The organism is Shewanella electrica, from assembly GCF_022321485.1.
In the GTDB taxonomy this organism is placed as follows: domain Bacteria; phylum Pseudomonadota; class Gammaproteobacteria; order Enterobacterales; family Shewanellaceae; genus Shewanella; species Shewanella electrica.
On record NZ_JAKOGG010000003.1, the window covers coordinates 54,784 to 68,783 of the forward strand.

The 14,000-nt window shown below is 50.6% G+C and carries 11 protein-coding genes; 4 read left to right on the forward strand and 7 right to left on the reverse strand.

The annotated features are described in order from the left end of the window. Positions 1-47: 47 nt before the first annotated feature. Entirely contained in the window at positions 48-872 is an 825-nt protein-coding gene (cobA, locus tag L9G74_RS05130; protein ID WP_238895226.1) for a uroporphyrinogen-III C-methyltransferase, read from the reverse strand. A gap of 249 nt (positions 873-1,121) precedes the next feature. Here cobA and L9G74_RS05135 point away from each other — a divergent pair, with 249 nt between their 5' ends. Further along, positions 1,122-2,042 carry a phospholipase A gene (locus tag L9G74_RS05135; RefSeq protein ID WP_238895227.1) on the forward strand — a complete coding sequence of 307 codons (921 nt, stop codon included), beginning with the start codon at positions 1,122-1,124 and terminating at the stop codon, positions 2,040-2,042. A gap of 143 nt (positions 2,043-2,185) precedes the next feature. Further along, positions 2,186-3,607: a S41 family peptidase gene (locus L9G74_RS22375; RefSeq protein WP_238895228.1), complete on the forward strand. Its 1,422-nt coding sequence runs from the start codon at positions 2,186-2,188 to the stop codon at positions 3,605-3,607. Between the two features lie 318 nt (positions 3,608-3,925). On the opposite strand, the gene L9G74_RS05145 is transcribed toward L9G74_RS22375, so the two are convergent. From L9G74_RS05145 to L9G74_RS05155, 3 genes are all read right to left on the reverse strand, one after another. Beyond that, complete coding sequence (locus L9G74_RS05145; RefSeq protein ID WP_238895229.1) at positions 3,926-4,681, reverse strand: phosphoadenylyl-sulfate reductase; 756 nt, start codon at positions 4,679-4,681, stop codon at positions 3,926-3,928. Continuing rightward, on the reverse strand, positions 4,674-6,368 hold the full coding sequence (cysI, locus tag L9G74_RS05150; RefSeq protein ID WP_238895230.1) for an assimilatory sulfite reductase (NADPH) hemoprotein subunit: 1,695 nt from the start codon (positions 6,366-6,368) through the stop codon (positions 4,674-4,676). Before cysI ends, L9G74_RS05145 begins: the two co-directional genes overlap by 8 nt. 66 nt (positions 6,369-6,434) lie before the next feature. Beyond that, positions 6,435-8,222 carry an assimilatory sulfite reductase (NADPH) flavoprotein subunit gene (locus L9G74_RS05155; protein WP_238895231.1) on the reverse strand — a complete coding sequence of 596 codons (1,788 nt, stop codon included), beginning with the start codon at positions 8,220-8,222 and terminating at the stop codon, positions 6,435-6,437. 415 nt (positions 8,223-8,637) lie between these two features. On the opposite strand from L9G74_RS05155, the gene L9G74_RS05160 reads away from it, so the two are divergent. Both L9G74_RS05160 and pntB read left to right on the forward strand, forming a co-directional pair. Next, positions 8,638-10,164 carry a Re/Si-specific NAD(P)(+) transhydrogenase subunit alpha gene (locus L9G74_RS05160; protein WP_238895232.1) on the forward strand — a complete coding sequence of 509 codons (1,527 nt, stop codon included), beginning with the start codon at positions 8,638-8,640 and terminating at the stop codon, positions 10,162-10,164. Positions 10,165-10,175: 11 nt separating this feature from the next. Further along, positions 10,176-11,660: a Re/Si-specific NAD(P)(+) transhydrogenase subunit beta gene (pntB, locus tag L9G74_RS05165; protein WP_238895233.1), complete on the forward strand. Its 1,485-nt coding sequence runs from the start codon at positions 10,176-10,178 to the stop codon at positions 11,658-11,660. A 76-nt stretch (positions 11,661-11,736) separates the two neighbouring features. Here the strand turns inward: pntB and L9G74_RS05170 are convergent, their stop codons facing one another. From L9G74_RS05170 to L9G74_RS05180, 3 genes are all read right to left on the reverse strand, one after another. Next, a complete protein-coding gene (locus tag L9G74_RS05170; RefSeq protein ID WP_238895234.1) occupies positions 11,737-12,327 on the reverse strand; it encodes a CBS domain-containing protein in 591 nt (196 codons plus the stop codon). A 49-nt stretch (positions 12,328-12,376) separates the two neighbouring features. After that, positions 12,377-12,721, reverse strand: coding sequence for a hypothetical protein (locus tag L9G74_RS05175; RefSeq protein WP_238895235.1), 345 nt, complete (start codon positions 12,719-12,721; stop codon positions 12,377-12,379). Between the two features lie 175 nt (positions 12,722-12,896). Then, on the reverse strand, positions 12,897-13,997 hold the full coding sequence (locus L9G74_RS05180) for a rhomboid family intramembrane serine protease (RefSeq protein WP_238895236.1): 1,101 nt from the start codon (positions 13,995-13,997) through the stop codon (positions 12,897-12,899). Positions 13,998-14,000 lie beyond the last annotated feature (3 nt).

Sequence of the window (14,000 nt, forward strand, 5' to 3'; positions counted from 1 at the left end):
CGCCGCGATGATTGCGGCGTTTTCGTCTGGTGACACGTGGTAACCGATCAGTTTTCTTGCAGCTGTGCCAGTGCGGCGGCACCGTTGCCCGCAGCCGATGCGCTTTGTTCAAACCAATTCAACTCGTTCGACAAACTCACCACTTCACCAATCATGATCAAGGCTGGCATCTGCAACTCTGGCGCTTGGGCTAACACATCCAGCTCAGACAACTTACCAATAAAGCTGCGCTGTTGCGGTGTACTGGCTTTAGAGATAATCGCTACGGGCGTATCAGCGGCACGGCCAGCCGCTAACAAACCTTGCTGAATCGTGGCGGCATTAATAATGCCCATGTAAATTACTAAGGTATTATCGGCTTGTGAGTAATAGTGCCAATCCACCGGTTGGCCTTGCTTTTGGCAGTGACCGGTAATAAAGGTCACCGACCGAACAAAATCGCGATGAGTCAACGGAATACCGGCATAAGCCGATGCGCCTGACGCCGCGGTAATGCCGGGCACCACTTCAAAGTCGATCTCCGCTTCAATCAACGCTTGTAACTCTTCACCACCGCGCCCAAAAATAAACGGGTCGCCACCTTTTAAGCGGATCACTTTCGAGCGGGTGTAGGCTTTGGTCACCAACAGGCGATTAATTTCAGACTGCGCTGCGCTGTGTTTGCCCGCGCGCTTGCCTACTTTAATCTTTTCCGCATTGCTGGGGATTAACGCCAGAATATCTTCGCTGACTAAGGCATCGTACAGCACCACATCAGCCGACTTGAGTAAGCGCCACGCTTTCACCGTCAGCAGATCTACATCGCCCGGGCCTGCGCCCAGCAAGTAAACTTTGCCTTTTGTTTGGTTGTCTGACAGGTGTAGCAGGGTCATCGCCATCTCTCCGCTCGAGTAATAGCAGCACTATAACGACAGATTTAAGCGCATATAAATATAAATTAATTAGTTTTTATAACCGTTAGCGATATACGGACTGCTACAACTGGCTAACAATCCCTCTATTAGTTAATTACACAATACTGTTCAAATGCGCTTGTCAGTGTCATGATGAGCAACTCAATGCTACACTGTCGCCGGAAAAATAAGATACAAGTCATTGACTAAAAAGGGAGTTAACAGTTTATGCGCTTTAGATTTTCATCTATGCTGTGTCTCGCTATTTCCAGTCTGTTGCTCAGCCATGCTAGTCGGGCGGCCGACGAACAGGAGCAGCAGCCTGAGCGACCATCACTACTAGAAAAACGTGTTAAGCAGGAATTAAAAACTTCAGAACAACCTTTTGTTATCACGCCACATAAAGTCAATTACCTATTACCATTTACCTATAACTCATCCGTCAATGAAGCCCCATTTCAAGAGGAGATGGAACGCGATGGTTATGAACTCGATAATATGGAAGCTAAGTTTCAAATCAGCTTCAAATTCCCGTTAGCCTACAACGTATTTGGCGATAACGGCCATCTGTACTTTGCCTATACCAACCAATCGTGGTGGCAGGTTTACAACAAAGATATCTCCTCACCGTTTCGCGAAACTAATCACGAACCCGAACTGTTCATGCTGTTCAATAACGATTGGGAAATTGGCGGCTTTACCAACTCATTTTGGGGCTTTGGTGCGGTGCATCAATCCAATGGCCGTTCAGGGCTACTATCACGTAGTTGGAACCGTATTTACGGCCAGATGATTTTTGACAATGGCCCATGGGCGGTGCAATTCAAAGCCTGGTGGCGCATTCCCGAAAGTGAAAAAGATGATATTAACGATGCCCGTGGTGACGACAACCCTGACATCAACCGCTACATGGGCAACTTTGAGGTGACCACACTGTATGGTTTAGACAAGCATCGTTTTAGCCTGATGCTGCGTAATAACCTGCGTAGCGACAATAAAGGCGCCATGCAGTTTACCTGGAGCTATCCACTTGTGGGCAATTTACGTCTATATACTCAGTACTTTAACGGCTATGGTGAAAGCCTTATCGACTACAATGTACATTTACAACGGATCGGCATCGGTATCTCACTGAACGATCTTCTTTAGTACTAGGGGCTGTTGAACTTTGCTGCGCCCAGCTTGCTTAGTTGACTAAGCTTTCAGGCCGCGCCTCGTTTATCACGCGCTTAATTTGAACAAAAATTAAATGCCAAAGATCAACCGCCCCTAATAACCTCGCGAGTACCGTAGTGCCAAATAGTAGTTTTAAAGTCATTCTCTATCTATTTTGGATGGCGCTGCTGGTAAGCGCCCTGCAACTCGCCCGTTTTTTGCTGCAAGACCCGAGCGAACTCACCACTCTGACCCACGCGCAACTTGTGCGAGATCTGCAACAGCTAGAGCAAGAGTTGTTAAATTACAGCGCCTTTGCCACGCTCAATCCGGAATTCAAGCAGCAGTTGGCGACGCAACGTGCCATCGTTGAACAACGCTACCCCAAGCAACTGAGCCGCTTCCAACTGTCGGCAGAAATCGCCCAGATGGTGGCGCTGCTCAACGATCCCGGCAGCAGTGTCGGCAACTGGCGCACCGCAGCCCGTTTGCCTGCCACGCTGCAACCGATGGATCAACATTGGTTAGCCTTGGACAGCAATCAACAGCCGCTTGATGCTGAGCTACCGTTTATTACCCATATTGATGGTGTGCCGCTAAGCCGCTGGGAAAGTGCTGCGCGAGTATTTTTGCCGCATAACGCCTCGCCACAGCAACTAGCACAACTGCTTAGCCATACCTACCTGTTGCGCCAGCAAATTGGTTTACCTGATGCCGCTAACGTGCGCTTAACCTTAAGCGACCTGCAACATCATCAGCGCTCGATCTTAAAACCGTTGACGCCAGCACGCGTCGCCCAGCAACTGCCCATGAGTCGTTGGCGTCTGCTCTCTCCCGAGGTGCAGTTATTGCAGACCAACGACCTCGATCTATTTGAAAATAATCGCCAGCTGCGACTCGACCTACAAAAAGCGCAGCAAGCGGCCACCTTAGTGATTGATTTGCGCCATGCCAGCGGTTTAAGTAGCGCTTTGATGCTGCAATTAGCTAAATCCCACGCCACGCCGTCAAGTCAACCATCGGGTTTTGGCCGTTATAAACGCCATCCGAAGCTGCGCAACGATGTGTTGTCGGCCTATGGCTACCAAGCTTTATCGCAGTACGCCTTGTTTCCCGCCTTGAAAGTCTCGCTGTTACACGCGGCGCAACCCGAGCTAAGTGATTTTTTTGCCAGACCACCGTTACTGAGCCCCAAGCAAACACCGGAAGTGTCACAGCAGCAATTGCTGTTGTTGATCGGCCCAGATTGTCGCTTGGAGTGTGAATGGTTGGCGCATGCCGCCGCCGACTGGCCCAATACCTTGCTGCTAGGCACCAACACCAGTGGCGATTATGGCCGCCGTTACAGTTTTAGGCTGCCTGCGAGTAACCTGAATGTGACCATTAGCGCCTCATTGGCGTATGACCGTTACGGCCACTTGTTGTCAGGCAAAGGCACACAGGTGGATATTGATGTGGCCGACACTCAGCGTGTCGATTGGCCTATGCTGTTGCAGGCGTTGCGCCAATATCAGCAGCAATCTGCGGTGCCAGAAACACAAAATCCCGGAAAACCTTAAGCGGTCTTCCGGGATTGCCAACACTTTGATGCTGCGCTAACAAGTCAATCAAAGCCAGCGTCACTGCATCAAGATCACCCCCAACGAGTCATCTGATTGCGCCGTTAACTCAATGCCAAATTCGCTGCCTGCCAGAGGCGGTTTTTCAAACGAAAAACAGATACAGCTGACATTAAAATTTCCCCTTTGGGGACTTTTGAGTATAACGCAGTTTTTTTAACATTGAACAGCTGGCAACGCCCCACGCAAGTTATTCATTTAATTTGATTAAAATAAATTTAATAATTTTTTAACAAACTTAGCGTGGGCGTTTAGCGGTTAAATCTCGTAGTGCAGACCGCATTCTCGCTTCAAACCGTTGAAACGGGTTTCCTCTTCTAACATGCCGGGTTCCAGCGGCTTGGTCGAATGGGTGTCACCAACTGAGACATAGTTTTCATACCACAGTGGGTGATATGGCAACTCGTGATCGGTCAGATACAGATGTACATCGCGATCGGTCCAGTCGATGATCGGCAGCAACTTATAACGCTCACCGTGAATGGCCAGAATCGGCAACGCTTCACGGGTCGATGCTTGACTGCGACGCAAACCAGCAAACCAACTGCCGACTTGTAACTCTTCCAGCGCATGTTTCATCGGCTCAACTTTATTCATGCGGTTATACAGCTCTAAACCTTCCAAGCCTTTTTCCCACAACTTGCCGAAGCGCGCTTCCTGCCATGCGGGTGTAAGCTCTGAACGATAGATCTTCAGGTTCAGTTTTAACCGCTCAGTCAGCTCATCAATAAAGCGATACGTTTCTGGGAACAGGTAGCCAGTATCGGTGAGGATCACCGGAATATCGGACTGCTGGCTGCTCAATAGATGCAACATCACCGCCGCCTGAATGCCGAAACTGGACGACAACGCATGAGCGCCCGGCAAATATGCCAGACCCCAAGCCACACGCTGCTCGGCAGTGAGTTCCTGCAGATAGCGGTTAATCTGTTCCAACTGCAGCTTTTGCTGCGTTTTATCTTGTTGCAGCAGTGCGACAAGATCGGCACTGCTGACGGGGGATGCATTAGCCATGAAAATCCTTAGCAGCATCAATTACTGCTTTGACAACGCCGATACGCACGACAAAGTCACCAAAGCTTTCATCTGCGTTACGCTCGCTAGCGTATCGGCCAAATAAACCGTCCAACTCGGCCAGAATTTCAGCTTCCTGAATATTCTCACGTACCATTTTGTTCAGACGGGTCCCTTCGAAACTGGCACCTAGATAGAGGTTGTAACGCCCCGGTGCTTTACCCACTAAGCCGATTTCGGCGGCAAATGGACGCGCACAGCCGTTAGGGCAACCGGTCATGCGTACCACAATCGGTAATTCGCTGATGCCATGTTTTGCCTGCAGCGCTTCCACCTTGGTCATAAACTCTGGGAAGTAACGCTCAGATTCAGCCATTGCCAGCGGACAGGTTGGCAATGCCACACAAGCAATTGAATGTTCACGAGTGGTGGTGAGTACATCACCGAGCAAACCATATTCACGCGCCATCGCTTCAATGCGGTCTTTTTCCGACTCAGGCACCCCAGCAATGATCATGTTTTGGTTGGCGGTCATACGGAAATCGCCTTTATGCACTTTGGCGATCTCACGCAAACCGGTTTGCAGCATTTTGCCTGGCTCATCTTTGATGCGGCCACACTCGATGAAGAAGGTCAGATGCCATTGGTCATCAATGCCTTTTACCCAGCCAAAGCGATCGCCGCGGTCATACAGCACCACATCGCGTTTCGGTTGGAACTTCACGCCCGCGCGTTTTTCGACTTCCGCTTTGAAGTTGTCATAACCGTGATCGACGATGGTGTATTTGAGACGCGCACGTTTACGATTAACGCGGTTACCCCAGTCGCGCTGAGTAGTCACCACCGCTTCAGCAAATTTGATCACATCTGCTTTATTGATAAAGCCAAAGTCATCGGCCAAACGTGGGAAGGTTTCTACTTCACCGTGGGTTGAGCCCATGCCACCACCGGCGGTCAGGTTGAAGCCGACCAACTGGCCGTTTTCTTCCACGGCAATCAAACCAAAATCGTTGGTGTAAACGTCCACATCGTTATCAGGTGGAATCGCTACCGCCATTTTGAATTTACGTGGCAGGTAGGTGTCACCGTAAATCGGTTCCACTTCCTCTTCGGTGCTCAGCAGCTTTTCTTTGTCGAGCCAGATTTCCGCATACGCTTGAGTGTGCGGCAGCATGTGCTCAGACAGATGCTTGGCAATCTCATACACCTCAGCATGCAGCTCAGATTGCACAGGGTTAGGGTTACACATCACGTTACGGTTAACGTCACCGCAAGCGGCGATCGCATCTAACGTGGCGCGATCTAAACCTTGCACCAAGGCTTTCAAGTTGCGCTTTGGAATACCGTGGTATTGGAACGTCTGACGGGTGGTCAAACGGATGCTGTTAGAGGTGGTCAACTGCCGCGAAATATCGTCCACCGCCAGCCACTGCTCAGCGCTACAGACGCCGCCCGCCACTCGAGCACGTAGCATGAAGCTATACAAGGGTTCCAATTTTTGCTCTTTACGCTCGTTGCGTAGGTCACGGTCATCCTGCATGTAGGTGCCGTGGAACTTGAGCACTTGCACATCGTCTTCACTGATAGCACCGGTAACAGGATCGGCGATGCCTTCCTCGATGGTGCCGCGCAGATGACGACTACGTGCCTTGATATATTCGTTTGCCGCTAGTTTTTGCTCACTCATGACTTACTCTCTTATTCGGCTGTTAGCAGGTTAGGCTTCAATGTGCTTTTGCAAGCGTGGCCTAACTCAGTACACATCTTTCTGGAAGCGGCCAGCGGCACGCAGTTGTTCTAACCAGTCGCTAGCAGCGGTTTGGTCCATTTCACCATACTCGGCCACGACTTCAATTAAGGCTTGCTGCACATCTTTGGCCATGCGGTCAGCATCACCACACAAGTACAAATGCGCGCCCTGTTGCAGCCATTGCCATACTTCGGCGCCCTGCTGCTTAATGCGATGCTGCACGTAGATTTTCTCTTGTTGATCGCGGGAGAACGCCAGCGAGATTTTCGACAATACGCCGGATTTCAGGTACTGCTGCCACTCAGTTTGGTAGAGGAAATCTTGCTCAAAGTGTGGGTTGCCAAAGAATAGCCAGTTTTGACCAGCATCATCTTGGCTGGCACGTTGTTGCATAAAGGCGCGGAACGGCGCCACACCGGTGCCGGGGCCAATCATGATCACTGGCGTTTGTGGATTCTCTGGCAAGCGGAAGTGTTTATTCGGTTCGACATACACCTTCACCGCCGCGCCTTCTTCGGCGTAGCTCAAGAAGCGTGACGCACCGCCGTAGCGTACTTCGCCATTGCGTTCATCAGCGACAAGGCCAACGGTCAGATGCACTTCGCTGTCAACTTCACTTTGTGCGGAGGCAATCGAGTACAAACGAGGCGTCAGCGGCCGCAGCGCATCTACTAAGGTTTGCGCCTCGATCTTGCTGAGCGGATACAGCTGTTGCAGATCGGCCACTTGGTGGCTGCGAACAAACTCGCGGGTTTGGGTTTTATCTTCCACAATCGCCAGTAGTTCTTTGGCTTGTGATTGCTCGGCCCAGAATTTCACTAAACCGGGATACAGTTGCGTCAGCTCTTTTTGTTCCAGCAAGGCTTGCTTGAGGCTAACGCTGTCTTTGCCAACGGTCACTGACGTAGCGCCATCGAGCTGCCAAGCGCTCAACAGTGAATCCACCAGCACATCATCATTACTGAAATACACGCCCAGCGCATCGCCCGGCTGATAAGTAATGCCAGAATCGCCCAAGTCGATTTCGACATGGCGGGTATCTTTAACCGAATCACGGCTGGTCAGCTTTTGGCTAACCATGATTTCAGCCGTGTATGGCTGTTGTTTGCTGTACTGCGACGTGGTTTCCGCGAACGGTACTGACGGTGAGGCAGCGCTGGCGCTGCTAGATTGCACTAATAAAGGCTTAGCCGCCGCAATCACTTCGCTCTGCCAAGTCTCGCTCGCTTGCTGGTAATCCAAGTCACAATCAACGCGTGGCAGTAATGGTTCAGCACCGAGTTTAGCTAAGCGCTCATCAAACTCTTTTCCGGTTTGGCAGAAGAATTCATAGGAAGAATCGCCTAGACTCAATACTGCATAGCGTACGCCGTCCAGTTTAGGCGCACGTTTGGATGCCAAAAACTTGTGTAGTTCAATCGCGTCATCTGGCGCTTCGCCTTCGCCTTGAGTGCTAACAACAACCGCCAACAAGGTTTCTTGTTTGAGATTACGGCTGTTGTAATCGCCCATAGAAACTAAGTTAACCGCGAGACCTGCCGCCTTAGCTTGGTTAGCTAACTCGGTAGCAACGCCACGGCTATTGCCAGTTTGACTGCCATAAAGAATTGTTAATTTACTGTTAGTTTCAACAGCAGCAACAGCAGTTGGGGTCGCGTTCGCAGTCGCCGCTAAATAGCCGCTAACCCAAGCGAGTTGAACCGGCGTTAATTGCGCCGACAATTGCTTAAGCGCCTCAACCTGTTGTGCTGACAACGGTGACGCCAAAGATGACAGATCGTTAAGTGACATGAGCTCAGCCTTCAATTATAGGTATGCACGCAAGCTTAGCGCCGCTACGTTTGGTTAAAAAAGAATAAAATTTACTTTTTTATTCGTATTTGGAATATGCGATTAAAGCTATTTAAGTTAAAAAAATGTGTGCTGGCGCAAAGATTTTGCTCCGACCAGTTCAGATTAGCGCCGCTTTGCGATTCAGCGCTTGTTTCCGATGCTGGAGTTGCCAAAATGGCTCTAGCACGAATGTGCCATGAAGGAAAGTTACGCACTCACAATCCAACTTTCCGTTCATGCGGAGCGACAAGTAACAGTCGAATATATCGATTACAAAGCGTATATTGATTGATTCTGACCTATACAGCATATCGCCTTTTGCGCTATAAAATGCGCCAAACAGGCGTTAATTATTCAAAATCAGGGAATAGTCATGCAAATTGGAATACCGAGAGAAGGCCTCGCCGGTGAGACTCGGGTCGCTGCGACCCCAGCCACCGTTGAGCAACTAAAAAAGCTCGGCTTCGAAGTTACTGTTCAAGCGGGCGCGGGGGCGTTGTCCAGCTTTGATGATAAGGCTTTTGAAGCTGCTGGAGCCACTGTGGCGCCAGACGTATGGCAAGCCGACCTGATCTTCAAGGTCAATGCACCCACCGAAGAAGAGATTGGCCAAATCAAAGATGGGGCAACTCTGGTGAGCTTTATCTGGCCGGCGCAGAATCCTGAGCTGGTAGAGAAGCTGTCCCAACGCAACATCAACGTGATGGCGATGGACATGGTGCCGCGTATTTCACGCGCTCAATCACTCGATGCTTTGTCATCCATGGCCAACATTGGTGGCTACCGTGCCGTCGTTGAAGCGGCCCATGAGTTTGGTCGCTTCTTCACTGGTCAAATCACCGCCGCGGGTAAAGTACCACCAGCCAAAGTATTGGTGATTGGTGCTGGTGTGGCGGGTCTGGCTGCTATTGGTGCGGCCGGTTCTCTCGGTGCTGTGGTACGCGCGTTTGATACCCGCCTTGAAGTGGCTGAACAGATTGAATCTATGGGCGGTCAATTCCTCAAACTGGAGTTTGACGAAGACGGCTCATCTTCTGACGGTTACGCCAAAGTGATGTCAGAAGAGTTTATTAAAGCGGAAATGGCGCTGTTTGCCGAACAAGCCAAAGAAGTGGATATCATCATCACTACCGCGTTGATCCCAGGTCGCCCAGCACCGCGTCTCATCACCAAAGAGATGGTGGATTCCATGAAGCCAGGCTCAGTGATCGTCGATATGGCGGCACAAACTGGCGGTAACTGCGAATACACCAAACCGGGTGAACTGTTTGTCACCGACAACGGCGTGAAAGTGATCGGTTACACCGATCTGCCGGGTCGTCTGCCAGCACAATCGTCACAACTTTACGGCACCAACCTCGTCAACCTGATGAAGCTGATGTGTAAAGAGAAAGACGGCAATGCCATCCTCGATTTTGAAGACACGGTAATGCGCAACATGACCGTGGTAAAAGCCGGTGAAGTGACCTTCCCGCCACCAGCGATTTCCGTGTCGGCGGCACCACAAAAACCGGCGGCCAAAGCCGCACCGGTAAAAGACGACACCCCAAAACCACCGTCAAAACTCAAATACATTTTGGGTGCAGCGGGCATGGTGGCGTTTGCCGCTGTCGCTTCAGTGGCTCCAGCAGAGTTTCTGTCGCACTTTACTGTGTTTATGCTCGCCTGCGTAGTGGGTTACTACGTGGTGTGGAACGTATCGCACTCGCTGCACACACCGTTGATGTCGGTCACTAACGCTATTTCCGGCATTATCGTAGTGGGTGCACTGTTACAGATTGGTCAAGGCTCATCATTGGTGACCGCGCTTGCCTTTGTGGCGGTATTGATTGCCAGCATCAACATCTTCGGTGGTTTCACCGTGACTCAGCGCATGCTGAAGATGTTCCGTAAAGGTTAAGGGGGTTTATCGTGTCTCAAGGACTGGTTACAGCAGCCTATATTATTTCGGCGCTGTGTTTTATTTTGAGTTTGGCTGGCTTATCTAAGCAAGAAACCGCTAAGCAAGGTAACTACTTAGGGGTTATCGGCATGGCGATTGCTTTGATTGCCACCATTTTAAACCCTGCCACCAGCGGCGTAACTTGGATTATTTTGGCGATGGTGATCGGCGGCGCGATTGGCGTGCGTTTGGCACTGAAAGTTGAAATGACCCAAATGCCTGAGCTGGTAGCGATTCTGCACAGTTTCGTGGGTTTAGCAGCAGTGTTGGTAGGCTTTAACAGCTTGATTGATCTACATCCAGCTGCAACTTCAGCAGTGGTAGTGAACGCTGGCGCTGATCTGCAAACCACGCTAAACGCGGTTAAAGAAGCTTATGAAGAAGCGGCCGCGGCGGCGTCACATCAAGCGCTGACTGGCGCGATGCTAAACATCCACTTGGTGGAAATCTTCCTCGGCATCTTCATCGGTGCGGTAACCTTCACCGGTTCTATCGTGGCATTCGGTAAGTTGCGCGGCGTGATTTCCTCAAAACCGCTGATGTTGCCGCATCGCCACAAGTTGAACCTGTTGGCGGTGGTCGTGTCATTCGCCTTGCTACTGTACTTTGTTAACACCGCTGGCAGCGTATTGCCCGTGATCATCATGACGCTGATTGCCCTCGCCTTTGGCTGGCACTTGGTGGCGTCTATTGGTGGCGCGGATATGCCGGTAGTGGTGTCGATGCTGAACTCCTACTCAGGTTGGGCTGCAGCAGCGGCGGGCTTTATGCTGTCGAATGACCTGCTGATTGTTACCGGTGCGCTGGTAGGTTCATCAGGTGCGATTCTGTCATACATCATGTGTAAGGCGATGAACCGTTCGTTTGTGTCAGTCATTGCAGGTGGTTTTGGTACTGATGGTGCCGTATCAACGGGCGATGAAGAGATGGGCGAGTACCGCGAAACCACCGCTGAAGAAGTGGCAGAGATGCTGAAAAACTCTAGTTCAGTGATCATCACTCCCGGATACGGTATGGCGGTAGCACAGGCACAATATCCAGTAGCGGAAATCACCTCAAAACTGCGCGCAGCGGGTGTTGAAGTACGCTTTGGTATTCACCCAGTGGCGGGGCGTCTGCCAGGCCACATGAACGTATTGCTGGCAGAAGCCAAAGTGCCGTACGACATCGTATTGGAGATGGACGAAATCAACGACGATTTCGAATCCACCGATACCGTGCTGGTGATTGGTGCCAACGATACCGTGAACCCAGCGGCATCTGAAGATCCAAGCAGCCCAATTGCGGGCATGCCAGTGCTGGAAGTGTGGAAAGCGACCAACGTTATCGCCTTCAAACGCTCGATGAATACCGGTTACGCTGGGGTGCAAAACCCACTGTTCTTCAAAGACAACACCCAAATGTTGTTTGGTGATGCGAAAGACTCAGTAACTGCGATTCTTAACGCGCTGTAAGCTGTTAGCTTCGCTATTAAAAAAGCCGATGCATAAATAAACATGCATCGGCTTTTGTTTTAGCTACTGTGCTGGATTAGCCGTTAATCACTTGTTTTTCCAAGTTATGGCTTTGGCGCAGTTGCTGCAAAATATTCAGCACATTCACTTCGTGCTTAGCGCTCGTTTGCTGACGCATCCGCTGCGAAATATCTTCTGCGGCCAACAAACCACACACATTACCGCGCTGATTAATCACCAACAAAAAGTCACGTTGCACGCTGCGAAAACTCGCCAACACATCCGCTACAGTGGCATCAGCTAACTCTTCTTCGGCTACTGCCAGCATCTCATAACGTGGCAACATCATATCCGATACCGTCCAAGTGGATGGGCCGTGCGCTTTATCGACATACTTAGCCAAGCTATCCGCCGACAACCAGTTACGGCCAACAATGCCCAAAAACTCATGGCGATCATTGACCACATAGTTAATCTGGCTGTTTTCGGCGTCCATGATATTAAACGCTTCTGGCGCTGGCATGTTGGCGGGCAACGCCATACGCAGTTGATGGTCAAAAGACATCATCGCTTCAGTGGCAGGAGATTCAGCGGTTAACGCAGTTACCGCAGTAGACTGAGCTAAGGTTTGGCTAGCATTCAAACAAAAGGTTGATAATGTTTTCATAGTGCACCTCTGCAAAAATTTTCATTTTTTTAAGTTCGCTTGATTTGGATTAGGCCAATCCAGTCAGCGGCGGTGCACGGCTCGGCGCCATAAAGTAGCGCGGTAGAAAGTGGTGAGATGAGGCCAACTTAGTTGGCGCTATCTCTTTTAGCAGGGCAAAACGCACCTGCGGTTTGGCTCGCCTTTGGGGCTCCAGCGGCTCGAATGACTCTGACAAACTTTCAGGCACTACGCCAGCACTGGTCAGGATGTGGGCCCGAGCAACGCTATGTTCATCAGAGTTGAGAACGGTTTGATGTAACGGATTAATCCGTGTAGCAGAGGCAATAGCCAGCACCAACGTCAAGGCAACGCCGAGAATAAAGAGTGCTGTGTTTCTTTGCCAATTCTGCATGTTTGTGATCTAACTCACAGTTACACCATGTGATTGACACTAGCACGAAGATTCGATAGGGAGCAACTAAAACCCTGACAAACGAGTAAAGATTTTTTGCACTGAGCTAATCGAAAAAACTGAAAGTTATTGCGATTAGCACGGCGACAAATTGAAATACCCATTGGTTAGTCAGTTACTTAGACTGGCGCGCATCACGCCGCCAACGCAGCGTGCCTTGGTGCAATAACGCTACCATGGGATTATTGGCAAACACCGACGCACGATAGCGCCAGCCCACCACTAAGCCCGCAACAAAACCACCGATGTGCGCCCAATATGCCACGCCAACACCGGCTTGCATGAGTCCCCAAACATTCATGCCAAGCCAAATAATGAAGTACCACTGCACCGGCAAACGCAACTGCACAATCAGCAGCATGAATGACAGTTTGGCATTGCGAAACCACAACATATACATGCCAAACAACCCAGCAATGGCACCGCTGGCACCAATAATCGGCGTGGTGGAGCTTGGATCGGCCGCAACTTGCGCAAATGCCGCCACCATGCCACAAAGCAGATACAACAACAGATAACGGGTGCGTCCGAGCACATCCTCTAAGTTGTCACCGATGATGTAGAGAAAGTACATATTGCCGATGATATGCAAGTAACCACCGTGCAAAAACATATAGGTCAGTAGCGACCACGGCTGCTCGCCTTGCATTAGCAATGCGGGAGTTAATGGCAACTCGGCTTGATAGGGCGCCAACCAATCTACTTGCAGTTGATAGCAAGCAAACATAAACACATTGAGCACAATCAACGCCCACGTGACCCAAGGTCGGCCTTTGGGTTTGAGATTGGTTTCTAAGGGGAGTTTTAATAAGAACTGGAACAGCCAAGCGCCGATGCCGAGTTTGCCTTGTAACTGCTGGAGAAACTCCGCCGCGTTGGGTGTATCGACCACCACCGCTCTCGCCTCTTGTTCCACCCAAGTGCCAGAGCAATCCAAACAGCGTTGCACTTCCATCTCTAAGCCATTGAGCAAGTAGAAGCGCCCTAACTTCGAGCGACACTTAGGGCATGCACGGCGGTCATAGCCGATAAAGTCGCCTAAGCTACTTTCAAGTTTTACCTTATCGTGGCCGTTATCAGCGCTGGAGAGACTACGGTCAAGTTCACCATCATCAAACCACATGCCACCACAACGTCCACAAAGGTCGACACTTTCGCCATGAAACTCAGCCGCTTGTAAGCGTTCGAATCGACAATTAGGACAATGTGCCGCCATGTG

Bases quoted from the DNA above. Each gene is read 5' to 3' on its own strand.
- cobA (WP_238895226.1), bottom strand. From the start codon at position 872: ATGACCCTGCTACACCTGTCAGACAACCAAACAAAAGGCAAAGTTTAC.
- L9G74_RS05135 (WP_238895227.1), top strand. From the start codon at position 1,122: ATGCGCTTTAGATTTTCATCTATGCTGTGTCTCGCTATTTCCAGTCTG.
- L9G74_RS05145 (WP_238895229.1), bottom strand. From the start codon at position 4,681: ATGGCTAATGCATCCCCCGTCAGCAGTGCCGATCTTGTCGCACTGCTG.
- cysI (WP_238895230.1), bottom strand. From the start codon at position 6,368: ATGAGTGAGCAAAAACTAGCGGCAAACGAATATATCAAGGCACGTAGT.
- L9G74_RS05155 (WP_238895231.1), bottom strand. From the start codon at position 8,222: ATGTCACTTAACGATCTGTCATCTTTGGCGTCACCGTTGTCAGCACAA.
- L9G74_RS05160 (WP_238895232.1), top strand. From the start codon at position 8,638: ATGCAAATTGGAATACCGAGAGAAGGCCTCGCCGGTGAGACTCGGGTC.
- L9G74_RS05170 (WP_238895234.1), bottom strand. From the start codon at position 12,327: ATGAAAACATTATCAACCTTTTGTTTGAATGCTAGCCAAACCTTAGCT.
- L9G74_RS05175 (WP_238895235.1), bottom strand. From the start codon at position 12,721: ATGCAGAATTGGCAAAGAAACACAGCACTCTTTATTCTCGGCGTTGCC.
- L9G74_RS05180 (WP_238895236.1), bottom strand. From the start codon at position 13,997: ATGGCGGCACATTGTCCTAATTGTCGATTCGAACGCTTACAAGCGGCT.